Raw genomic sequence first — 22352 nt, 5'->3', positions numbered from 1 at the left:
CTCAAACAATTGTGATAAACGCAAATCAGAAAATTGCTTCAGGAAACAATAGCGTTAAAAGTTTCTATACGAGATTGGTAAATTCTACGGGTGAGATTCGGACGGATTCGCTTTTGAGCGAACGCATCAACTTTGGCGGTTTGAAATGCAGTTTTCCAGACACTCGCAGATGGATCAGATGAGCAACGCCGCGCGCGGACAAAATATCCGCCGCGCAGCCGCGATAGCTCTGGCAGCTTCGGTGTTTCTCCCGATGGCGCAGGCTCAGGCCGCAAATTCGCTGATGGAATTTTTCCAGCAACGTCGCCAACAGCAGGTGCAACCAGCCCAGCCGGTCCAGCCGCAAGTCGCTCCCCGCGCTCCTGCAGCGCCGAATGCTGTCTCTGCCCCTCGTGCTGCTGTGCGCAGCCTCCCGCCAGTCCAGCGCGTGACCGTGAAGGGACCGCAGATTTACGACTATAAGCCGGATTCTCTGGTCAATATCGATTTCAGCGCGCTCGATATGCAGGTAACTGCAGCCACCGAACCCACCACCGTCGACCCGCTGACATCGGGTATGTCGCCGATCCGCCCGCAGCTTCGGGAAGAAACACCGGGCGAGCGGGCATTCGATGCGGCGGCGAATTATCTAAAATCCGTCAATGTCAAAGCCGAGAAAGAGATCGCTCAGGCAATCGTCGATTATTACTCAAGTCAGCGTTCCTTCATGTGGTCGGCCGATGACAAGGTGCTCGACCGCGCCAAGAATGTCGCGGCCTTCTTTGCTCGCGCCGATGAGGACGGGCTCAATCCCGATGAATATGCAGTCACGATTCCGGCTGACAGCTTCGACACTACTGCGGAAGCTGAACGCCAGCAGAAGCTTGCCGAGTTTGAAATTCGCATGTCTGCCCGCGCGCTGCGCTATGCCATTGATGCAGGCGAAGGACGTGTCATCGCCGACCGCCTCAGCGGCTTCCACGATCTGCCACGCAACCGCGTCGATCCGAATGCTGTTCTCGAGAAGCTGGCATCGGAAAACGATCCGGCTGCCTATCTGCATGGTTTCCAGCCGAGCAATGAGCAATATGCAGCATTGAAGCGCGAGTTGGCGAATACCGAGCCGCCGTCTGCCGAACCAGTCCGCATCTCGCTGAATGGCATCATCAAGCCGGGCGATATCAATGACCAGCTCAGCAAGGTGGTTGCGCTGATTTCGAGACACGCGCCCGCCAGCTATCTGGCACAGCACAAGCAAGTGCTGGATGCCCATGCGAGCGGCGACGTCTACGATCCGGAACTGGTTGCAGCCATCAAGGACTACCAGAAGCTTTCCGGTGGCACACCCGATGGTATCATTGGCCGCAATACGGTTTCAGCCCTTCAGGGCGAGCAGTCATCCATCAAGCGCGACCGCATCCTTTATTCCATGGAACGTCTGCGCTGGCTGCCGCATGATTTTGGCACGCGCTACGTGATGGTCAATCAGCCGGCTTACCGTGCCGAATATTTCGAGGACGGAAAAGAAAAGCTGGCCATGAATGTGGTTATCGGCTCGCCGACCCATCAGACCTACTTCTTCTACAACAAGGTCCAGACAGTCGTTTTCAATCCGTCCTGGGGCGTGCCACGTTCGATCATCCTGAACGAGATGCTGCCCAAGGTCATGCGCGATACGAGTTATCTCGACCGCAATGGCTATGAAGTCTACGCAGACGGCAAGAAGGTTTCGGCAAGCACCGTCAACTGGAGCGCGGTTGCCGCAGGCAAGGCCCATGTCGGTATCCGCCAGAAGCCGAGCCTCGACAACGCACTGGGCGAACTCAAGATTCTGTTCCCGAACACGCATGATATCTACATGCATGACACGCCGGCCAAATCCTATTTTAGCCGCGACATGCGCGCCCTCAGCCATGGCTGCATCCGTCTGGAGCGTCCACGTGACATGGCGGCGGCTGTTCTTGGAACATCGGTGACGGATCTCGAAAAATATTTCGGAAAGAATGAGCGCGGCATCAAGGTCAAGGAACCCGTGCCTGTCTTTATTTCCTATTTCACTGCATGGCCGGAAGCGGACGGGAAAGTCCATTACTACGGCGATGTCTACGACCGAGATTCGGGACTGCAGAAAGCATTCGACAAGACGGCAGGTTCGCGTCTCGCAGCGCTCTGAAGTCTTTTCCACATCGAAACAGAACGGCAATCATCGATGGGTGGTTGCCGTTTTTCTTTTTGGGGCGAGAGCTATCAAGGGAAAGATAGAAATCTCTTTGGAAACAGGCTTGCGAGACGCTTGACTTATGCAGCCGCTGGCCAGTATATCCGCACCACCTTGATCGAGCTTTGCTCATCGGGCGTGTAGCTCAGCGGGAGAGCATTCGCTTCACACGCGAAGGGTCACAGGTTCAATCCCTGTCACGCCCACCATTCAACAATCTAAATTCAGCATTATTCCGTATTTATCACATCATTGAACCTGGCAATGATGGGAACGTTTTGCCTCGTCAATTGCGACCACGTGTCCATAACGGTTAGCCTATGTTATCTCTGTCCAAGCGCCTGTTCCCACACCGTTTCCACGCATGACCGGTCGGTGCAACGCATCGGCTCTCGACACCCTGCAAGCGCTGCCAGTCAGGCAAGGTGAAGGAACATGATGGGCCGAAGTTCGTTTCATTCTTTTTGGAGAGAGGATTCAAGACAATTCCACTATTTCAATTCGGAGTAGAGAAATGAAACGCATTATCGTTTTTGCGCTACTGTTTATGGCCCCGAATTTTACTGTTGCTCAGGAGTCGGGCATGCCAACCCAGTCCGGCACGCAAGAGCCAGAGGTGCCAGGTAATCCACCTCCGGCTCCCAATCAGCCGCCCTCTGACCCAGATGCGGTTCATGTTCCTTTAAATCCTGAGTCACAGAAGCAGGACCGCATAAAGAAAACAGAGGAGGATGAATGCGCGCCTGGAAAAGATTCGAAAACCTGTGTTGAACGCCAACGCGAGCGAAAATAGGCGCCTATTTTGCTGCTTTGGCTACGCGGGTGTTGTCGTTCTTGTATCCGGCCACAGATGCCAAGTCAGTCCAGCGGCAAATCCGCACGGCCTGATTTTCCTGGCACCATTGAAGTAAAAAGAAGATGCTGAAACAGCCGTTCTAGGGTAATGCTCTACTCGATAGATAGCGGTATGGAAATATTCAAAAAATGGAATGGATTCCTGTATTCTTCGTAGCGTTCAAGGTCGTTGTGTTGGGCGCCGCCATGTTCTTCGCCATCAAGTGGCATTACGACGAAGATAAAAAGAAAAAGAAGAACGAAGTAAGCGGGGCGTAGGCATCCGCGTTATCGCGCAGCCATTGCCTTATTGTCTTAACAAAAACCCCGCCGAAGCGGGGTAACGATTGCGATGCGCCTGCACCAAAAGCTGTTGTAAAGGCGATATCAATTCCAGAACAGGTAACGATCCTGCCAGACAACCCGGCACTGAGTTTCTATTCCGGCAGTGGATCGGTGCGGGAATTCGTCGTGTAGACGTTCGGCAATCGGATTCAGCGAGAGGGGCTTGGGCATAATCAATTCAGCCCGGTCGGCCTGGGCGCTAATAGCATTCAGCAACAGAGCGTCTTCTGATCTCATCATAGAGTATCCTTATGGTGATGGGCATAAGCCAATATTGAAAAATGCAAAGCTACAAATGTTCGCAAAGGGAGTGGCTGAAGGTCTGGCAACAGACGGAACATATCAGCGAACTGGATTTGAGCCTAATCTTGGCAATGCAATACGCCTGAAGGCAAATGAAAATATTTTGAAGCGAATTGATAAAAGATGTTTCAGCGTAGCGAAACAGGCCGCGCTGTTATGGATTTGACCGTTGAAGTTGGCCGGTCGTTGCGCACTTTCTTCGTGGCAAATTCAGGGACGTTCATATCTCCAAAGCATGATGCACGCGGCGATTACCACCGCAGACGTCAGCACGCCTATGACAATAGAGAATAGAACCATTGTATTACCCCTGCTGCCTTCGTTTTCTTTATTGTGCGGGAGAATGACCGAGGAAAACCACTTCGTCAGGTCCACAATGACGAATCAACATTCCATGCATTTGAATTGACGAGTCGCGCTTTGCGGCGTTCGCTGTCCGACTGGAAAATATCGGCAATCATCGGCGCTGCGACGTATATTTATTGTTGCTGTTATAAAACCTTCACCGTTGCTGGATAGGTGAGGGCGTCCGCTTTTTGTGCGGGCTGGACGGGCATAAGGGGCAGAATAGGAAAATATCCGATGTTGTGGATTCGTTGCATGTTGTGACGATCAGGGGATTTTATTTGCCAAATTTCTGATTAATGAAGTAAATATAAAATATATATGAAGTAACTCATACATCATATATAAATAATTCACAAAATATACATAGAATAAACATTGATCAAATTATCGTGAAGAAATATAGACGATAGCGTCTAACTCATCTACTGGAGACGCATGAATGATTATCAGAAAAATTCTTCTCGGTTCGGCAGCATCGCTCGTAGCGATTTCTGGCGCGCAAGCAGCCGATGCTATCGTGGCGCCCGAGCCAGAAGCCGTTGAATATGTCCGCGTATGCGACGCATATGGTGCTGGCTATTTCTACATTCCGGGAACGGAAACCTGCCTGCGTATTCATGGCTATGTTCGCTATGACGCAAGCGGCGGCGACAACAACTACGCTCGCACCCCGGCCCAGCTGGAGCGCGACACCTGGAACAAGCTGGCCCGCGTCAGCCTGCGTTTCTCGACCGCTTCCGAAACGGATCTCGGAACGCTGAAGACCTATAGCGAACTGCGTTACGACTAGACGGGTGACGGCAATGGCAAGGCTGACAACTATAATGGCGGCTCTACCAGCACTTCGCTGCGTTATGCCTATATCCAGCTCGGCGGCCTGCGCGTTGGTCTTGATGAATCGGCCTTCGTCACCTTCACTGGCTATCTCGGCAACGTCATCAGCGATGACGTGATCCTCGCTGGCGGTTACCGCACCAACCTCATCAGCTATACCTTCAAGGGCGGAAACGGCTTCTCAGCCATTGTCTCGTTCGAAGAAGGTGGCAATTCCGACTCCAACGTAGATGTCACCATCAAGGATTACATGCCGCACGTGGTCGGTGGCCTGAAATACGAGCAGAGCTGGGGCAAGCTCGCCGGTGTCGTCGCCTATGACGCCCGTAACGAAGAATGGGCCGGTAAGGTTCGCGGCGATGTCAACATCACCGATCAGTTCTCGGTCTGGCTGCAGGGCGCTTACAAGTCCAACGACGATCATTACGGCACGTCGGGCGGTTATCGCGTTCGTATCATTGACTCGTTCTATGGCACCTGGGGCGGTGACTGGGCAGTCTGGGGCGGTGCAGCCTATAAGGCAACCAGCAAGGCGACCTTCAACGTACAGGCCGCTTATGACGACAGCGAAACCTTCGCTGCAACGGCAAACGTTGCCTATCAGCTGGTTCCCGGCTTCACCATCACGCCTGAAGTTTCCTACACCAAGTGGCAGGACAAGAACACGAGCATGGACGGCAAAGACGCCTGGCAGGGCAAGATCCGCTTCCAGCGCTCGTTCTAATATTCTGGCGGATAGTGCCGGTTTTGGCACACGCATTGTCGTAGAACTATGATGACCTCCAGTCCATGTTTCTAGCGACAGAGGCGGCGACCCATCCGGTCGCCGCCTTTATGTGTTTTATAGTGAAACACCTGTTTCACGTTCATGCTTCCGCCTGACGAAAACCTGTTCGAACTCTGCCTGTCCGGGCAAGCTTGGCTTGCTGTCGAGATGCTCATCACTATCTATAGCTTGGGAAGGGAGCGCGGATGACGGTGAAAATGATGAATGCGGATACCTATAGTTCGATGACAGACAAGAAGCCTTTTTCTGTTCCTGCAAATGAAGTCGAGCGACTTGAAAGCGTCCGCAGCCTCATTTCCGTCTCCAGCCTCGGACTGCCAGAACTGGATACGCTCGTATCGCTTGTGAAAGAGGTCTTTGGCGTCAGCACGTCTGCTCTCAACATTATCGATGAGGACTGGCAGCGCATCGCGGCCAACGCTGGCGAAAAGGTCAGCAGTTGTCCGCGCGAACTGACCGCATGCACCTTCGTCGTGGAAAGCGGCAAGTTCTTCGTGATCGAAGATATGGTTGAGAACGATTTCTTCTGTTCGATGCCCTATGTGACCGGGGAACCTCGTTTCCGTTTCTATGGCGGAGCACCGGTGTCTATCGATGCCGGATTGACGGTCGGCTCGCTATGTATTGTCGATAGCAAGCCACGAAAAATCTCGGATGCAGAGCGAGCCAAGCTCGAGGACTTCGCCCGCGTTGCCAGCGGGCTGCTACGCCTGCAAAGGGCCAACAAATTTTTAAGCGATGATTCCACCGCTCTCAAGCGCCTTGCGCTGACCGATCGGTTGACCAAGCTTTATAATCGCGGGGCTCTTACCGAGCTTGCCGTTCCACTGATCGAAAAAGCCTTAGGAGAGGGAAAGCCGATTGGTGCGCTGCTGATCGATCTCGATCGGTTCAAGGCAGTCAACGACACTTATGGCCACCTGATGGGCGACGCGCTTCTGATTGAAGCAGCGCAACGTTTGCGTTCTGCCTTGCGAGAAAGCGACATCCCTGTACGTGTGGGCGGTGACGAATTTGCTGTCATTCTTCCTGATGAAGATTGCGTCGAAATCATTGAGGTGGTGGCAGGAAGGGTCGTTAAAGCTTTCCGTGAACCCTTTGTCATTCACGGCGTCAATCTGGGTATTTCGGCAAGCGTTGGCGCAGTACTCGCACCCCGCGACGGTTCGACGCCAGAAGCGCTGGCCCGCAATGCGGACGTTGCGCTCTATGAAGCGAAGGGTAAAGGCCGTAATTGTTATAGTCTTTTCGATACGTCAACGCACAATATATAAATAAAACAATATATTAGAGCATACTTCTAGTTTCCGCCCTCATACTGAACACGAAAAACCCGCGATGAAATCATCGCGGGTTTTTAATAGTTTTACAGTTTAACCAACTGCACCTTTAGACGGGAAGGGCATCACATTACTACCCTCAGCTGCCTTGGGTGCGGTGTCTTCCAGCTTGAGACCACCTGCACGGAGAAGGTCGGTAAAGCGCCCACCGCGTGTGGCAAGTTCATCGAAGCTGCCACTCTCGACCAAATGTCCCTTATCCATGAACAGAACCAGGTCAGCAGAGCGAACCGTTGAAAGACGATGCGCAATGATGAAAGTCGTGCGGTTGTGGCTGAGATCATCAACCGCCTGCTTCACTTTTTCTTCGGTTTCGACATCGAGCGCACTCGTGGCTTCGTCAAGAACGAGGATCGGTGAATCTTTCAGGATTGCTCGAGCGATTGCCAGACGCTGGCGTTCCCCACCCGAAAGCTGCGAGCCGCGTTCACCGACGACGGTATCGTAGCCGGCGCTCTTGGCCAGAATGAAGTCATGGGCTGCAGCCGCGTGCGCTGCGGCATGCACTTCCTCATGCGTAGCGCTTTCGCGACCGACACGAATATTCTCTTCAACCGAACGATTGAACAGGCCCGCATCCTGGAAGACGGTTGCAATAGCATGACGCAACGAGCGACGGCTGACGGTACGCGTATCCGTTCCATCAATCGTGATGCGGCCAGCTGCGGGATCGAAAACACGCTGCAGTAGATTGATCAACGTGGTCTTGCCCGCACCGGTTGGGCCGACGATAGCTACCGTTTGTCCCGGCTTGATCTCGAAGGACACGTCGTAGACGCCCTGACCGGAATTCGGAAACTCGAAGGTAACATTGTCGAAAACGATGTCGCCCTTGACGTCGGTAAGGTCCGAAACGTTCTGTGGTTCCTGACGATCAGCCGTGGCGTCTTCCATCTGGAAGAATTCTTCAAGCTTGGCACGTGCCGTAACCGTCTGGTTGATGAAAGCGCTGATCTGGTCGAGACGACCGATCATCAACTGCGCAAAGCCGATAAAGGCAATCACGTCACCGACGCGCATCTGGCCCTTGGTTACGAAATAGGCACCGAGAACGAGAACCACCACCATTGAGAAGGTCGATGCCATGCGGTTCAGGCCGCTGGCCAGCGCCCACCAGTTAAGGACAGGGAACTGCGCCTTCTCAAGATTCTTGGCATAATCGCGCAGGGACTGGGTTTCCGAAGCGATACGGTTGTAGCTCTGCACGACCGAGACATTGCTGATCGTATCGCTGACATGTTCGAACAGCTTATGGTGATGCTTCTCGACAGCCATCTGGCCGTCCTTGGTCTTGCGCATGACGAGCTGGCCGATCATCACATAAATGACGCCGAGCACGATAAGCACCAGCGACATGCGCATATCCATGTTCATGGCAACCGGGATAAGCGTCGCCAGAGCAACGATTGTCGTCAGATGCTGGCGCATGAATTCGAGCCAGAGTGTGAAAAGTGAGTCCGTTGCACGGATCAGTGTATGGAGTGCGTTGGACGTACCGCGCTTCTGGTGCCACGAAAGCGGCATCGTGATGAGACGCTCATAGGAATCGATCATCACGCCCAGACGGCGACGGTGTGCGAGACGGTCCGCTCCCCGTGCCACAAAGACTGCGGCAACGATGTTGAAGCCGCCGAGTGCAGCCCACATCGCAAGAGGCGAGAAAATATCGCCCTTGTCAGAGATAGCCTGAATGACCCGGCCGAACAGAATTGGTTCAGCAAGGGTAACCAGGGCAACCAGCACGCTGGCAACACACATGGTAATCGTTGCAGTCTTCTCGACAGCAAGGTATTCCATGGCTCGCCAGTAGATTTTGAGCAATGACACTTTCGCACTCCCGCTCGTTCTATTTCACGGGACTAAATGGTATAGGCCCGTTGTTCTATCAATATCTGATGGCGGGAAGAAGTGGCGATTGGGTGTCAAGATCGACCATAAATTAAAAACGCATGTAACCGAGTGTGAAGATTCAGCAGCTGGAATCGAACTCTTTGGTGAAAGCTGAGCTGTTTTCCGCGAATGTAGCCAAATTGCAGTTTTCGGGAATTCTGCCTAGCAATCGTCGGAACTCGCGTCTATTGACAGGACTAAATGACCGGCGCGCGCGTACGCACCGCAATTGCAAGAGTTGATCGGGTTTCTCCATGGCAGGCGTTGAACAGAAGATTGTGGATACAGGCGAGGCGGGAATGCGGCTCGATCGCTGGTTCAAGGTCCATTATCCGGGGCTGGGTTTCGGCCATCTGCAGAAGCTTCTGCGGTCGGGGCAGGTTCGTATCGACGGCTCAAGGGCCAAGGCAGATACGCGCGTGCAAGCCGGGCAGACGGTTCGTATTCCACCTCTTGGCGTTGATGAAAAAGCCACCGGACCGGTTACGGCGCGGACAATCCGCAGCCAGCAGGACGGCGACGTGCTTTCGCAGATGCTTCTCTATGAAGACCCGAAAGTGTACGTTTTCAACAAGCCCGCAGGTCTCGCCGTGCAGGGCGGTTCAGGCGTAACGCGACATGTTGATGGAATGCTGGAGGCATGGCGCAACAAGAAGGGCGAAAAGCCGCGTCTTGTGCATCGTATCGACCGTGACACTTCAGGGGTACTGGTTGTAGCGCGCACGCGTGGCGCAGCACAGGCCCTGACTGCCGCCTTCCGTGAACGTGATACCAAGAAGACATATTGGGCTTTGGTTAAAGGCGTTCCACGTAAGCGCGAGGACAAGATTTCCACTTGGCTGGTTAGGGAACAGACGCCGGACGGAGACAAGATGCGGGTCTGCCAGCACGGCGAACCGGATTCCGATCATGCTGTTTCGTATTATCGCATCATCGAGAAGGCCGGGAACAACCTGACCTGGCTCGAGATGGAACCTTATACCGGCAGGACGCACCAGCTGCGCGTTCATGCCGCCTATATCGGTCATCCCATCATCGGTGATCCAAAATATTTTGAAGCTGACCAGAATTGGGAGTTTCCGGGCGGGATACAAAAACGACTGCATCTTCATGCGCGGCGTATTCGCATCCCAAACCCGTCGGGCGGCATTATCGATGTGACGGCGCCATTGCCGCCACATATGGTGCAGTCATGGAACCTGCTTGGCTTCGATGAGGAAAGTGCGGAAGATTAAAAATGTCAGGCGAAGCGGGGGGATCGTCCGAAGGACGAGTTTCGTTCGATGGGCTGGCCATCATGCTGGTCATGTTCATCATGTTCAGCTGGGGGCTCAATCAGGTTGCCATCAAGATAGGCAACCGAGGATTCAATCCCATGTTGATGGCGGCGGGGCGGGCTGCGCTCGGCGGTATATGCGTTTTTCTCTGGTGCTATTGGCGTCACATCCCTCTTTTCAAACGTGATGGTACGCTCTGGGCCGGAATTGCCGCCGGGCTGCTGTTCGGAAGCGAATTCGTTCTGATTTTTCTGGCGATGGAGCTGACGAGCGTGGGGCGTGTTACGCTTATGATGAATGTCATGCCATTCTGGGTCGCTATTGGCAGTCATTTCCTTCTCGGCGAGAAGATGTCTGTGCGTGCTTTCATTGGCATGTGCATCGCGTTTTTGGGTGTGTTTCTCGTCTTCTCCGATCATGTCAGCCGACCAGGACCGCATGCGATCTATGGCGATATGCTTGCACTGGTGTCTGGCGTGCTGTGGGGACTTACCACGCTGGTCATCAAGCGAACCCGGCTAGCCTATACGGCTCCGGAAAAAACGCTTCTCTATCAGCTGGTGGTCGCGACCCTCGTGCCTCTACCGTTCATCACGTTGAGCGGTCCGTTGCTTCGCAATCCGGATGTACTGTCTATATCCGCTTTCCTTTTTCAGGCTATATTCGTAGTGGCTTTCACCTATCCACTCTGGTTCTGGATGGTGCGCCGGTATCCCGCGTCGAAACTTTCGAATTTCGCTTTCCTCACACCTGCGTTCGGCGTGTTATTGAGCGGTCTCATCTTGAACGAGCCTCTGAGCTGGAAAATATTCGCAGCTCTTGCACTGATCGGTTGCGGACTGATAATTATCAACAAACCGGCAAAGGTTTCCAACGCCCGATGAAACTGGTCCTTTTTGATTGCGACGGTACGCTGGTCGACAGCGGTGACTTCATTCACAGATGCATGACAACGAGTTTTGCCGATGCCGGTCTGGAACCTCCTGCAATCGAGGAGACCCATTCGATTATCGGCCTGTCGCTACATCTGGCAATTGCGAAGCTTTTGAAGCGCGAACCGGACGAGCAGGTGCATTGGCTGACGCAACGCTACAAGGAAAACTTTGTGATGTTGCGACAGGCTCCCGATTTCGCAGAGCCGCTCTACGATGGCATTCTACCGCTTCTGACCGAGCTTGGGGCGAGGGATGACCTCCTGCTTGGCATTGTGACCGGAAAATCCCAGCGCGGTGTGCGGTCTGTTTTCGAGCGTCATGGTATCGGACATCATTTTGTGGTGACACGTACCGCCGACGATTGCCCGTCAAAACCACATCCGGCAATGGTGCTTGAATCCTGTTTGGAAATGGGGATAGAACCCAGCCGAACGATTGTTATCGGCGATGCCGTTTATGATATGCAGATGGCTCGCTCGGCGGGCGCTATGGCGGCGGGCGTCTCCTGGGGGTATCATAACAGGCAGGGATTGATAGATGCTGGCGCGCATCACATTCTGGAAGCGCCATCCGAACTCCATGCATTGCTGCAAGCTATGGATGAACAGGTTCTCTAATTGTTGAGCCTCCACCAAGCCAGCGATATAGAACTGGATAAATCTATGCGTGATATATTGAGCGATCTCGAAGCCGGAAAGCAGCTTTCGGATGAAAATCCGATTGTGCGAGCCCAAAAGCAGATGCTGGCACCGCTGCCAAAACGTTTCTACGAAAAAGCAGACGTTGCAGAAGTTGAAGGCGGCTTTGCCGTCCATCTGGATGGTCGCCCCGTCAAGACACCGGCGCGCAACCTTCTGCTATTGCCGACCGAAGCAGCTGCCCTGATCGTGGCGGACGAATTCGCGGCTCAGGAAAAGGTCATCGATCCGGGAAAGATGCCTGCGACCCGCCTGGTGAACACAGCGATCGACGGAATTGCGCAGGACCCACAAGCGGTTTTCGAGGATATTCTACGTTTCGCAGGTACGGATATGCTTTGCTATCGTGCGGATAGTCCGCAGGAACTCGTTTCTCGGCAGACCAAGCTATGGGATCCCCTCATCGATTGGATGGAAGGCCTCGGCGCCAGGTTTTCGCTTGCAGAAGGTGTGATGCATATCGAACAACCACGGGAAGCCATAGCCGCATTCGGCGTTCATCTGGCTGGCTACAAAGATCCAATCGCGCTGGCGTCACTGCATACGATGACGACGCTGACCGGGTCAGCGATTATTGCACTTGCTATTGCGAAAGGCGAAGTCACCGCAGAACAAGGCTGGAATCTGGCCCATCTCGATGAAGATTGGACTATCGAGCATTGGGGGGCGGACGCGGAAGCCGTGGAACGACGGGAGAAGCGGGCAATCGAAATGATGATGGCCGCTCGCGTGCTCCAAGCACTTTAAATATCAAAACTATCGCTTTTATCTGATGAAGAAACCCCGGAAATTCCGGGGTTTCTTTGCGCGCGCAATCATCAAATGTTGCGCGTCGTTCCCCTCGGTAAAAGCAAAAGAAATCGCGCGAACGGATTGGCGTCCGCGCAGTTTTCTTAGACCGAGTAGTACATATCGTACTCGACTGGATGTGGCGTCGTTTCATAACGCATAACTTCGGCCATCTTGAGTTCGATGAAGCTATCGATCTGATCGTCGTCGAACACGCCGCCAGCCTTCAGGAACTCGCGATCCTTGTCGAGCGACTGTAGGGCTTCACGCAGCGAACCACAGACGGTCGGAATCTTCTTCAGTTCCTTGGCAGGCAGATCGTAAAGGTCCTTATCCATGGCTTGGCCCGGATGAATCTTGTTCTTGATGCCGTCAAGACCAGCCATCAGCAGGGCAGCAAAGCACAGATACGGGTTCGCAGCCGGATCAGGGAAGCGAACTTCCAGGCGCTTGGACTTCGGCGAATTGCCGAACGGAATACGGCAGGAGGCCGAACGGTTGCGAGCCGAATAGGCAAGCAGAACCGGAGCTTCATAGCCCGGCACCAGACGCTTGTACGAATTTGTCGATGGGTTGGTGAATGCATTTACAGCCTTGGCGTGCTTGATGACGCCGCCGATAAAGAACAGGCAGTTTTCAGAAAGGCCAGCATATTCATTGCCGGCAAACGTCGGCTTACCGTCTTTCCAGATCGAGAAGTGAACATGCATGCCCGAGCCATTGTCGCCGAAAATCGGCTTTGGCATGAAGGTTGCCGTTTTGCCATAGGCGTTGGCAACCTGATGCACGACATACTTGAATATCTGCATCTTGTCGGCGTTGCGAACGAGTGAGTCGAACTTGACGCCGAGTTCATGCTGTGCCGCCGCCACTTCATGGTGGTGCTTTTCAACCGTTACGCCCATTTCCGTCAGAACAGTGAGCATTTCGGAACGCATGTCCTGTGCGCTGTCGATCGGCGGAACAGGGAAATAGCCGCCCTTGACGCGCGGGCGGTGGCCGAGATTGCCGGTTTCATAATCAGTATCATCATTCGACGGCAGTTCGGTCGAGTCGAGCTTGAAGCCGGTATTGTACGGATCGGCCTTGTACTTCACGTCGTCAAAGACGAAGAATTCGGCTTCCGGACCGACATAGACCGTGTCGCCGATGCCGAGCGACTTCATGTAGGCTTCGGCCTTCTTCGCGGTCGTGCGCGGATCACGGCTGTAAGCTTCACCGGAGATCGGGTCCAGAATATCGCAAAGAACGACCAGTGTCGACTGAGCGAAGAATGGATCTATATGGGCTGTCGTCGGATCAGGCATCAGAACCATGTCGGATTCGTTGATGGCCTTCCAGCCGGCGATAGAGGAGCCGTCGAACATCACGCCGTCAACAAACATGTCTTCGTCAACGAGGCCGATATCCATCGTAACGTGCTGCAGCTTGCCCTTCGGATCGGTGAATCGAAGGTCTACGAACTTGATGTCGTTGTCTTTGATTTGTTTGAGAATATCGTTGGCAGTCGTCATTTTAATTCCCTGTTTGCACGACGATGGATTGTACGCAGGTCTTATCAGATGGCATCCACGCCGGATTCACCGGTGCGGATACGGATAACTTCTTCGATGTTAGAGACGAAAATCTTGCCGTCGCCGATGCGTCCCGTCTGGGCAGCCTTGCGGATGGCTTCGATGGCGCTGTCCACGGTTTCGTCTGCGACGATGACTTCAACTTTCACCTTGGGAAGAAAGTCGACGACATATTCGGCGCCGCGGTAAAGCTCGGTGTGACCTTTCTGTCGTCCAAAGCCCTTGGCTTCGATGACAGTGATCCCCTGCAAGCCGACTTCTTGAAGGGCTTCCTTCACTTCATCTAGCTTGAAAGGCTTAATGATGGCTTCGATCTTTTTCATCAGAGAATGGTCTCCGCTTTTCTTCGGAAATGGACATTGTGCCCGCTTCACCAATAGAGAAGCATGAAGTGTGCCAGTTTGAAGTGGTGTATGAATTTTCTTCGATTTCATTCGTCCGCAGGCAGAGTGGCACTAATAGCGATGCTTGTGCAAGCAGGTCTCTGCATGCGAACCATGAAATAGGATTTAAAGCCCCAGTTTCACTGATTAAAAATTAGTCACTACGCCTTAAAATAGAGCATACTTGCATAAAGTTCGGTGCCGCGTATTTAATCACACCGGGAACCGACGTTGAAAAAGGTATGCGATGTACGAGTTGCTGAATCCGCAGGAAATGGCAGAAGCAGATCGCCAGACAATTGAGACAGGAGTTAGGGACGGTTTCTCGCTGATGCTTGCGGCAGGGCGTGCCGTCGCAGAGGTCGCGCAACGGATGTTTCCGCGCAATACACCCGTCGCTGTTCTATGCGGACCCGGCAACAATGGTGGTGATGGCTACATCGCGGCGCAGTTTCTACTGGAAGCGGGCTTAGAAGTCGTATGTTTCGCATCGGCTCCCCCGCAAAAAGGTTCAGATGCCATGCGCGCCTCGCTTTTCTACAAGGGGTCCGTTACCAATTTCAGCGAATTCTCTGTCGCAAGTTTCGGCGGTGTAATAGATGCTTTATTCGGCGCAGGGCTGGCTCGTGACATTCGTGGAGCAGAAGCCATCGCGATCGACGCCCTCAACAATTCTGATGTGCCGGTTGTGGCAGTTGATCTTCCAAGCGGTATATCAGGCGAAAGCGGCGATATCCTCGGAACGGCGATCCGAGCACGCGCAACAGTTACGTTCTTTCGCAAGAAGCTCGGTCATCTGCTACAGCCGGGAAGGGCGCATTGCGGTGTTCTTCATGTCGCAGATATCGGTATTCCTGATCACATACTTGCCGCGATCGAACCGCATGTTTTCGAGAATGCTCCAGACCTGTGGGAAAGCAGCCTGCCGGTACTTGGCGTTGACGCTTATAAATATAGCCGCGGTCATGTTGCTGTGTTTTCCGGCAATGCTCATTCGACCGGTGCCGCTCGCCTGTCAGCGCTCGCTGCGGCCCGCAGCGGAGCGGGAGCGGTGACGCTTCTGTCTCCACCCGATGCAATGGCGGTCAATGCTACACATCTGACCAGTATCATACTCCGTGAAACTCGCGGTTTGAAGGATGTTGAGCAGTTCTTTGCCGAACGCAAGGTCGCAGCCGCAGTACTTGGGCCGGGATATGGAAATCGGGTATTCGCGCGTGACCACGCCTTGTTTCTCGCAAGCAGCGAACTGGAAGGATTTCACGGTCTGGTTCTGGATGCCGACGGGATTACGGCTTTTGAACATAAACCAAATGAGCTGTTCGATAGGCGGCAGAACGCCAAGACTGCGCTTGTGCTGACGCCGCATGAAGGAGAGTTTCGACGGCTGTTTCCGGACATTGCGCGGAGTTCCGTATCGAAGATCGGAAAGGCTCGTGAAGCTGCAAAGCGTGCCAATGCCGTCATTATATATAAAGGCCCGGATACCGTGGTCGCAGAACCGGGTGGCGTGGCCATCGTCAATTCCAATGGAACGCCGTTGCTCGCCACAGCGGGATCAGGCGACGTCTTGACGGGAATTATGTGCGGCTTGCTTGCGCAGGGAATGCCCGTGTTCGCTGCGGCTTGTGCTTCCGTATGGATACATGCCGATGCCGCGCGTCGCTTCGGTCATGGACTTGTCGCCGAAGATCTGCCTGCTCAACTGCCCGCGGTTTTGTCGGCGCTGGCACGGTCCTATCGGAATTAGCGACCCGACGTCCTGCTGTTCTTGGTGCCGACATCAACGGTGATGCTGCCTGAGATAGTCACGTCAGTATTGCCGACGCGAAAATTCTTCCAGTTGCCACTGGGCTTCTGATCCGGTTCGGGAGCAGGGGGTGGGGCGGACACGATAGGTTTCTGTGGCTGTACGCCGGGCAAGCCCGGCGATCCGTCGTTTGCAGACGCTATTGATACGATGGCTGAATACGCTAAGCCAACTATAAGAAAACGCTGCATAATCAAATGCCATTCTCCCATTACACGGGATCGATGACCGCATCGATGAGTTCTCCAGCCATTTCGAGAGTAAACTCATCAAAATGCGAAATCACGCGGCTTGGATCGTAGTGCTGCACTGGAAGATCGGTATAACCGAAGTCTACGGCAACAACGGGAATGCCAGCCGCTTTTGCGGTGTCGATGTCGGTTCGGCTGTCTCCGACCATAATGGCCCGTTCGCGGTTTCCGCCAGCCCGTGCGATGGTTTCGGTGAGATGGCGCGGGTCAGGCTTGCGATAAGCAAATGTATCGGCTCCGCAGATTGCAGCAAATCGTCCAGCTTCGCCCATGGCAGTCAAGAGCTTTACGGACAAGGCCTCGAATTTGTTCGTGCAAACCGCCAACTCGTAACCACTTGCCGAAAAGCGGTCCATTGCCTCCAGAACACCCGGGAAGAAGGATGAATGCCCCGGCATATTATCGGCATAATGCTCACGGAACTCTTCGACCAGATTGTCGAGCTGCGTTTCGTTGGCCTGTTTTTGCTGTGCGGCAAAAGCACGTTCGATCATGACGCGACCACCTTGCCCCACGAATCTCCGCAACGATTCACGGTCGGCTGTCTTCAGGCCGGATATTGCGAGGCAGTGATTAAGGCTATCGAGAAGGTCTGGTGCTGTATCAACAAGAGTTCCGTCGAGATCAAAAACGATGATGGGTTTGGGATTGGCAGCAGACATTAGTTTCTCGTGTGTGAAATGGGGAATATGAAATTCCTATCTGATTGTCGCCTCCCGCTCAACCTTGCGATCAGTAAACGCTCCAGAAACCGAAATTCTGCGCCCTAGTTCGAATAGGCGCTTTGTTGTGCCGCATCCGCGTGCTAGAGGCGAACCGGACTACAATTAGAATCCGCAGGGGAATATCGGGAATTCAAGTATGGACGAAGCTCGCAAGCTGAAAATCGCTGCCGCCGCAGAAGCTCTCACACACGTCAAGGACGGAATGCATCTGGGGATTGGTACAGGTTCAACGGCCGAGGAATTCGTACGTCTGCTTGCCGACAAGGTAAGCAATGGCTTCAAGATCATTGGGGTGCCTACCTCCGAACGCACCGCTAAACTTTGCGAGGAACTCGGGGTCCCGCTTACAACGCTTGATGAAACGCCTCATCTTGATCTTACTGTGGATGGTGCCGATGAAGTCGACACCGATCTTTCGCTCATTAAAGGCGGCGGTGGTGCTCTTCTTCGCGAAAAGATCGTTGCTGCCGCGTCGGATGCGATGATCGTTATTGCCGACGGTTCAAAGGTGGTCGAGACGCTAGGACGTTTTCCACTGCCCGTGGAGGTCAACCGTTTCGGTCTCGGCGCAACCATACGCGCAATTGAAGAGGCAGCTGCAAAGTGTGGGCTTGCGGGCCCGCTGGCACTGCGTTTAAAAGATGGCTCACCCTTCGTAACAGATGGTGGGCATTATATCGTGGATGCATCTTTTGGCCGCATTCCCGATCCAAAGACACTATCTGACGCTCTCTTCGCAATACCAGGCGTTGTCGAGCACGGACTTTTCATCGGACTGGCGCGTGCGGCAGTGATTGCCGGCAACGACGGCATCCGCACCATGAACCGGTCTTGAACTGATTGAACGGAGTACTGTCCTTATGATCCCGGCAACTGGCTTTCGCCGTCTGATTGCACCGTTTTCCGCGCTCGTACTGATGTCGGGCATTCATGCAGCATCGGCACAGGAAATCACTGAAGCTCACCTGGAAGCTGCTCGTGCTGCTATTTCTGCAATTAACGCTACCGAGCAATTCGACGAAATTCTGCCGAATGCAGCACGCTCCCTGAAGGGTGAGCTGATCCAGAAGGACCCGAATCTGGAGGCGTTGATCACCAAGACTGTCGATGACAAGGCTTTGGCTCTCGCTTCTCGCCGCGCGGACCTCGAAACCGAATCCGCGCGCGCCTATGCGAAGGCTTTTTCAGAAGACGAACTAAAGGCCATTGCAGCATTCTATACGTCGGCTGCAGGCAAGAAGCTTCTGTCGGAAGGCCCGATTGTAACGCGTGAAGTCGTAAAAGCCGCAAATATCTGGCAGAACGGCATCGCTCGAGACCTGGCAACCAGCGTGGCTGAAGTTCTGGCCGCTCAGGCGGGGGCAACAGCAGCTCCAGCACAGCCTGCACAGCAGTAATTTGTTGCGGTAACGCTGAATTTGAAAGCCCGGTCTCTTGGCCGGGCTTTTTCTTTTGCCTACATATCGGCCAACGTAATGTTTTATTGGAGAATCCCATGACCGGCTTCGACTATGATCTATTTGTTATCGGCGGCGGTTCCGGCGGCGTGCGGGCAGCTCGTCTCGCCGGAGCGATGGGTAAGAAGGTCGGTCTTGCGGAAGAATATCGCATGGGCGGGACCTGCGTTATTCGCGGTTGTGTGCCAAAGAAACTTTTCGTCTATGCTTCGCAGTTTCCTGAGCATTTCGAAGATGCGGCCGGTTACGGCTGGGATGTTGGCGCATCAACATTCGACTGGAAAAAGCTGATCGATGCCAAGGACAAGGAAATAACCCGGCTTGAGGGGCTCTACACCAAGGGTCTCCAGAATTCCAAAGTTGAAATTTTTTCGAGCCGTGCCGAATTGATTGACGAGCATACTATCGAACTGAAGGCCGATGGTCGTCGCGTCACTGCAGATCAAATACTGATCGCCACCGGCGGTCATCCGAGCATGCCGGAAACTATGCCCGGACATGAATTTTGCATCAGCTCCAATGAAGCGTTCCATCTTGCTGAACTGCCTAAAGCGATTGCCATTGCGGGTGGCGGATATATTGCTGTTGAATTCGCAAACATATTCCATGGCCTTGGCGTAGAAACGACACTTGTCTATCGAGGCAAGGAAATCCTCTCCCGTTTCGACCCGGATTTGCGACATCTTTTGCATGAAACGATGGAAGCAAAAGGTATCCGCATCATTTGTGAAGCGGTTTTCGAGAAAATAGAGAAGCAGTCCGACAGTAATCTGAAAATTTCGCTGACCAACGGCGAAACATTGGAAGTCGGTCAGGCAATGATGGCTATTGGGCGCAAGGCCAACACGACTGGTCTCGGTCTGGAAAGGGCTGGTGTGCAGATGGACGAACTTGGTGCCATCCCGGTCGATGAATATTCGCGTACCAATATCGCGAATATCTGGGCAGTGGGTGATGTTACAAACCGTGTCCAGCTAACGCCGGTGGCAATCCATGAAGCCATGTGCTTTCTCGAAACTGCTTTTAAGGATAATCCGACGAAGCCGGATCATGAATTGATCGCGACCGCCGTATTTTCGCAGCCGGAGATCGGCACGGTTGGTTTGCCGGAGAATGAGGCTGCAAAGAAGTATCCGGAAATCGAGGTTTACAGAGCGCTGTTCCGTCCGATGAAGAACACGCTTTCCGGCCGCAATGAGAAAATGTTGATGAAGCTCATCGTTGATGCTGCAAGCCGTCGGGTCGTCGGCGCTCACATCATGGGGCCGGATGCCGGTGAAATGGCTCAACTTCTGGGTATTTCACTTAAAGCTGGTGCGACCAAGGATGACTTCGATCGCACCATGGCGGTCCACCCGACCGCGGCCGAAGAACTGGTCACCATGTACAAGCCGACCTATCGTGTCGTGAACGGTGAGAAAGTCGACGGCTAAATCTTTCGCAACTGGTTTCTTCGGTTAACGAATATTGCTGGCATAAAGTCTCAGCCTGCATTATATCAGCGCGACCACGCACGCCGGTTTTCCGGGGCAGGCTGCCATCATTGTCAGATGTGGGCTGTCCGTTAAGGGATTCCGGCTTTCGTGTAAGGAGGATATAATCCGAGAGAAATCGAGCGGATAGAAGCAAACAGGTGCACAAATGACGAAGAACTGGACCCCACATTCCTGGAGAAACAAACCGATCAAGCAAGTGCCGTTTTATCCGGACGCACAGGCTCTGAACGACGTTGAGGCCCGTCTTCGCACCTATCCGCCGCTGGTTTTTGCAGGTGAGGCGCGCAAGCTCAAGCAGCAACTGGCCGAAGTGGCGGAAGGCAAGGCATTTCTGCTCCAGGGCGGTGATTGTGCCGAAAGCTTTGCTGAACATGGCGCGGACAACATCCGCGACTTTTTCCGCGTATTTCTTCAGATGGCCGTCGTGCTGACATTTGGCGCTTCGAAGCCGGTGGTGAAAGTTGGCCGTATCGCCGGTCAGTTCGCCAAGCCGCGCTCATCGGACATGGAAACGCTAAATGGCGTGGAACTGCCGTCCTACCGTGGTGACATCATCAACGGGATCGAATTTGACGCGGCCTCGCGCATTCCTGATCCGCAGCGCCAGGACATGGCATACCGTCAGTCGGCGGCGACGCTTAACCTGCTGCGTGCATTCGCCCAGGGCGGCTACGCTAATCTGGAGAACGTTCACCAGTGGATGCTCGGCTTTGTCGGCAAGAGCCCGCAGGCAGAACGATATGCAGCTTTGGCGCAGCGTATTTCCGAAACCATGAATTTCATGCGGGCAATCGGAATCACGGCTGATAGCAATCATTCGCTGCGTGAAACCGATTTCTACACCAGCCATGAAGCGTTGCTTCTTGGATATGAAGAAGCGCTGACCCGCGTGGACTCGACATCCGGCGACTGGTACGGCACCTCCGGCCACATGATCTGGATCGGTGACCGCACACGTCAGGCTGACCATGCGCATATCGAGTACTGCCGCGGCATCAAGAATCCGCTCGGTCTCAAGTGTGGGCCGTCGCTGCAGCCGGATGATCTCATTCGCCTGATTGATCTTCTGAATCCGGAAAACGAAGCAGGACGTCTGACGCTGATTGCACGCTTTGGCTACGACAAGGTTGGCGATCACCTGCCGCAGCTCATTCGTGCCGTCGAGAAGGAAGGTCGCAAGGTCGTATGGTCATGTGATCCGATGCATGGCAACACGATCACTGCCGGTGGCTACAAGACGCGTCCGTTTGATCGTATCCTCAAGGAAGTGGAGTCCTTCTTCGCGATTCATCGCGCCGAAGGCTCGCATCCAGGTGGCATCCATGTTGAAATGACCGGCAAGAACGTGACGGAATGCACGGGCGGCGCGCGCGCGATTTCAGCAGAAGATCTGCACGATCGCTACCATACGCATTGCGATCCACGTCTCAATGCCGATCAGGCGCTGGAATTGGCGTTTCTGCTGGCCGAACTCCTCAAGAAGGAACGCGATGCCGGTACGGACAAGCACGTCGCGAGCGCCTGACGATTTCCAACATTCCAGAACTTGCAGGGCGGAGGTTTCGATCTCCGCCCTGTTGCATTTCGGGGAAACTCACCTATTGATTGCCTTGGAGCGGCATGTGTCCGAATGGATGCACGAGGAACGCTTTATGCTTTCTGAAAATCGACTTTGATTTTCGGGCCAAGCTGTAACCATTTTGATTGAGGGTAATGATGCAGCGGATTTTCCTGGCTTTTCTTAATTCCATGCGAGCACTGAAGTACCTCGCAGGACATGAAAAGGCAGTTCAACAGGAGCTGGTGCTTTTTCTTCTGTCTCTGCCAGTGGCTTTTTTCCTTGCGCCGACCGGGCTTGCTTTCCTTTTTATGACCGGATCGATCCTGTTTCTTATCCTCGTGGAAGTGTTGAACACCGGCATCGAGGCGACTTGTGATGCCGTCTCGCGGGATTTTCATAAGGAAATTCAGATTGCAAAGGATTGCGGGTCGCTCGCTGTTCTGATTTCCATCGTGTTCGTCGCCGCGGTCTGGGGCTATATCCTCATCAAGACATATCTGGTCTGACAAACAAAGCGG

20 protein-coding genes, 1 tRNA gene and 1 pseudogene are annotated in these 22352 nt (G+C 53.8%); 17 read left to right on the top strand and 5 right to left on the bottom strand.

The window, feature by feature from the left end; genetic code table 11:
• Positions 1-169: 169 nt before the first annotated feature.
• The 7 genes and pseudogenes from MKS82_RS03915 (at position 170) to MKS82_RS03890 (ending at position 6922) form a co-directional block, all read left to right on the top strand.
• Positions 170-2152, top strand: a complete 1983-nt coding sequence (locus tag MKS82_RS03915; protein ID WP_235969100.1) for a L,D-transpeptidase family protein — start codon at positions 170-172, stop codon at positions 2150-2152.
• A 179-nt stretch (positions 2153-2331) separates the two neighbouring features.
• Positions 2332-2406, top strand: a tRNA-Val gene (locus tag MKS82_RS03910).
• Positions 2407-2711: 305 nt separating this feature from the next.
• On the top strand, positions 2712-2990 hold the full coding sequence (locus tag MKS82_RS03905) for a hypothetical protein (RefSeq protein ID WP_109988189.1): 279 nt from the start codon (positions 2712-2714) through the stop codon (positions 2988-2990).
• Between the two features lie 191 nt (positions 2991-3181).
• Positions 3182-3310, top strand: a complete 129-nt coding sequence (locus tag MKS82_RS29495) for a hypothetical protein (RefSeq protein WP_268904578.1) — start codon at positions 3182-3184, stop codon at positions 3308-3310.
• A 229-nt stretch (positions 3311-3539) separates the two neighbouring features.
• Positions 3540-3845: a hypothetical protein gene (locus MKS82_RS03900; RefSeq protein WP_146206486.1), complete on the top strand. Its 306-nt coding sequence runs from the start codon at positions 3540-3542 to the stop codon at positions 3843-3845.
• Between the two features lie 621 nt (positions 3846-4466).
• Positions 4467-5585 (top strand): annotated as a pseudogene (locus MKS82_RS03895) (porin).
• Between the two features lie 248 nt (positions 5586-5833).
• The gene (locus MKS82_RS03890; protein WP_109988187.1) at positions 5834-6922 is read left to right on the top strand and encodes a sensor domain-containing diguanylate cyclase; all 1089 of its coding nucleotides are present in this window, start codon (positions 5834-5836) and stop codon (positions 6920-6922) included.
• Between the two features lie 99 nt (positions 6923-7021).
• Here the strand turns inward: MKS82_RS03890 and MKS82_RS03885 are convergent, their stop codons facing one another.
• A complete protein-coding gene (locus MKS82_RS03885; RefSeq protein ID WP_109988186.1) occupies positions 7022-8815 on the bottom strand; it encodes a glucan ABC transporter ATP-binding protein/ permease in 1794 nt (597 codons plus the stop codon).
• Positions 8816-9132: 317 nt separating this feature from the next.
• Between MKS82_RS03885 and MKS82_RS03880 the strand changes: the two genes are divergently transcribed.
• From MKS82_RS03880 to MKS82_RS03865, 4 genes are read left to right on the top strand one after another with little or no spacing between them, the layout of a single operon-like run.
• Positions 9133-10113, top strand: coding sequence for an RluA family pseudouridine synthase (locus MKS82_RS03880; RefSeq protein WP_061346245.1), 981 nt, complete (start codon positions 9133-9135; stop codon positions 10111-10113).
• A 2-nt stretch (positions 10114-10115) separates the two neighbouring features.
• Entirely contained in the window at positions 10116-11039 is a 924-nt protein-coding gene (locus MKS82_RS03875) for a DMT family transporter (RefSeq protein ID WP_109988185.1), read from the top strand.
• A complete protein-coding gene (locus MKS82_RS03870) occupies positions 11036-11707 on the top strand; it encodes an HAD-IA family hydrolase (RefSeq protein WP_109988184.1) in 672 nt (223 codons plus the stop codon). The genes MKS82_RS03875 and MKS82_RS03870 overlap by 4 nt, the downstream gene beginning before the upstream one ends.
• 45 nt (positions 11708-11752) lie before the next feature.
• Entirely contained in the window at positions 11753-12535 is a 783-nt protein-coding gene (locus tag MKS82_RS03865; RefSeq protein ID WP_109988183.1) for an ATP12 family chaperone protein, read from the top strand.
• A 146-nt stretch (positions 12536-12681) separates the two neighbouring features.
• Here MKS82_RS03865 and glnA read toward each other — a convergent pair whose 3' ends face one another.
• Both glnA and MKS82_RS03855 read right to left on the bottom strand, forming a co-directional pair.
• On the bottom strand, positions 12682-14091 hold the full coding sequence (gene glnA, locus MKS82_RS03860; RefSeq protein WP_109988182.1) for a type I glutamate--ammonia ligase: 1410 nt from the start codon (positions 14089-14091) through the stop codon (positions 12682-12684).
• A gap of 44 nt (positions 14092-14135) precedes the next feature.
• Positions 14136-14474 carry a P-II family nitrogen regulator gene (locus MKS82_RS03855; RefSeq protein WP_002964122.1) on the bottom strand — a complete coding sequence of 113 codons (339 nt, stop codon included), beginning with the start codon at positions 14472-14474 and terminating at the stop codon, positions 14136-14138.
• Between the two features lie 307 nt (positions 14475-14781).
• Here MKS82_RS03855 and MKS82_RS03850 point away from each other — a divergent pair, with 307 nt between their 5' ends.
• Entirely contained in the window at positions 14782-16284 is a 1503-nt protein-coding gene (locus MKS82_RS03850; RefSeq protein ID WP_109988181.1) for an NAD(P)H-hydrate dehydratase, read from the top strand.
• On the opposite strand, the gene MKS82_RS29640 is transcribed toward MKS82_RS03850, so the two are convergent.
• Positions 16281-16556: a hypothetical protein gene (locus tag MKS82_RS29640; protein ID WP_306461007.1), complete on the bottom strand. Its 276-nt coding sequence runs from the start codon at positions 16554-16556 to the stop codon at positions 16281-16283. The genes MKS82_RS03850 and MKS82_RS29640 overlap by 4 nt on opposite strands.
• Complete coding sequence (locus tag MKS82_RS03840) at positions 16556-17257, bottom strand: HAD family hydrolase (protein ID WP_109988180.1); 702 nt, start codon at positions 17255-17257, stop codon at positions 16556-16558. The genes MKS82_RS29640 and MKS82_RS03840 overlap by 1 nt, the downstream gene beginning before the upstream one ends.
• A gap of 199 nt (positions 17258-17456) precedes the next feature.
• On the opposite strand from MKS82_RS03840, the gene rpiA reads away from it, so the two are divergent.
• From rpiA to MKS82_RS03815, 5 genes are all read left to right on the top strand, one after another.
• A complete protein-coding gene (gene rpiA / locus MKS82_RS03835) occupies positions 17457-18155 on the top strand; it encodes a ribose-5-phosphate isomerase RpiA (RefSeq protein WP_109988179.1) in 699 nt (232 codons plus the stop codon).
• A 25-nt stretch (positions 18156-18180) separates the two neighbouring features.
• Complete coding sequence (locus tag MKS82_RS03830) at positions 18181-18717, top strand: DUF2059 domain-containing protein (protein WP_109988178.1); 537 nt, start codon at positions 18181-18183, stop codon at positions 18715-18717.
• 98 nt (positions 18718-18815) lie between these two features.
• Positions 18816-20210, top strand: a complete 1395-nt coding sequence (gene gor, locus MKS82_RS03825; protein WP_109988177.1) for a glutathione-disulfide reductase — start codon at positions 18816-18818, stop codon at positions 20208-20210.
• 208 nt (positions 20211-20418) lie between these two features.
• Positions 20419-21798, top strand: a complete 1380-nt coding sequence (locus MKS82_RS03820) for a class II 3-deoxy-7-phosphoheptulonate synthase (RefSeq protein WP_109988176.1) — start codon at positions 20419-20421, stop codon at positions 21796-21798.
• A gap of 191 nt (positions 21799-21989) precedes the next feature.
• Positions 21990-22340 carry a diacylglycerol kinase gene (locus MKS82_RS03815; protein ID WP_109988175.1) on the top strand — a complete coding sequence of 117 codons (351 nt, stop codon included), beginning with the start codon at positions 21990-21992 and terminating at the stop codon, positions 22338-22340.
• Positions 22341-22352 lie beyond the last annotated feature (12 nt).

This window comes from Ochrobactrum sp. A-1, assembly GCF_022488005.1.
Lineage (GTDB): Bacteria > Pseudomonadota > Alphaproteobacteria > Rhizobiales > Rhizobiaceae > Brucella.
This window is presented reverse-complemented; position numbering and strand designations above follow the sequence as displayed.

What these genes read in the sequence shown, in the direction of transcription:
- MKS82_RS29495 (WP_268904578.1), top strand. Translation starts at nt 3,182, where the DNA reads ATGGAATGGATTCCTGTATTCTTCGTAGCGTTCAAGGTCGTTGTGTTG.
- MKS82_RS03840 (WP_109988180.1), bottom strand. Translation starts at nt 17,257, where the DNA reads ATGTCTGCTGCCAATCCCAAACCCATCATCGTTTTTGATCTCGACGGA.
- MKS82_RS03850 (WP_109988181.1), top strand. Translation starts at nt 14,782, where the DNA reads ATGTACGAGTTGCTGAATCCGCAGGAAATGGCAGAAGCAGATCGCCAG.
- MKS82_RS03855 (WP_002964122.1), bottom strand. Translation starts at nt 14,474, where the DNA reads ATGAAAAAGATCGAAGCCATCATTAAGCCTTTCAAGCTAGATGAAGTG.
- MKS82_RS03870 (WP_109988184.1), top strand. Translation starts at nt 11,036, where the DNA reads ATGAAACTGGTCCTTTTTGATTGCGACGGTACGCTGGTCGACAGCGGT.
- glnA (WP_109988182.1), bottom strand. Translation starts at nt 14,091, where the DNA reads ATGACGACTGCCAACGATATTCTCAAACAAATCAAAGACAACGACATC.
- MKS82_RS03865 (WP_109988183.1), top strand. Translation starts at nt 11,753, where the DNA reads ATGCGTGATATATTGAGCGATCTCGAAGCCGGAAAGCAGCTTTCGGAT.
- MKS82_RS03820 (WP_109988176.1), top strand. Translation starts at nt 20,419, where the DNA reads ATGACGAAGAACTGGACCCCACATTCCTGGAGAAACAAACCGATCAAG.
- MKS82_RS29640 (WP_306461007.1), bottom strand. Translation starts at nt 16,556, where the DNA reads ATGGGAGAATGGCATTTGATTATGCAGCGTTTTCTTATAGTTGGCTTA.
- MKS82_RS03875 (WP_109988185.1), top strand. Translation starts at nt 10,116, where the DNA reads ATGTCAGGCGAAGCGGGGGGATCGTCCGAAGGACGAGTTTCGTTCGAT.
- gor (WP_109988177.1), top strand. Translation starts at nt 18,816, where the DNA reads ATGACCGGCTTCGACTATGATCTATTTGTTATCGGCGGCGGTTCCGGC.
- MKS82_RS03880 (WP_061346245.1), top strand. Translation starts at nt 9,133, where the DNA reads ATGGCAGGCGTTGAACAGAAGATTGTGGATACAGGCGAGGCGGGAATG.
- MKS82_RS03890 (WP_109988187.1), top strand. Translation starts at nt 5,834, where the DNA reads ATGACGGTGAAAATGATGAATGCGGATACCTATAGTTCGATGACAGAC.
- MKS82_RS03830 (WP_109988178.1), top strand. Translation starts at nt 18,181, where the DNA reads ATGATCCCGGCAACTGGCTTTCGCCGTCTGATTGCACCGTTTTCCGCG.
- MKS82_RS03905 (WP_109988189.1), top strand. Translation starts at nt 2,712, where the DNA reads ATGAAACGCATTATCGTTTTTGCGCTACTGTTTATGGCCCCGAATTTT.
- MKS82_RS03915 (WP_235969100.1), top strand. Translation starts at nt 170, where the DNA reads ATGGATCAGATGAGCAACGCCGCGCGCGGACAAAATATCCGCCGCGCA.
- rpiA (WP_109988179.1), top strand. Translation starts at nt 17,457, where the DNA reads ATGGACGAAGCTCGCAAGCTGAAAATCGCTGCCGCCGCAGAAGCTCTC.
- MKS82_RS03815 (WP_109988175.1), top strand. Translation starts at nt 21,990, where the DNA reads ATGCAGCGGATTTTCCTGGCTTTTCTTAATTCCATGCGAGCACTGAAG.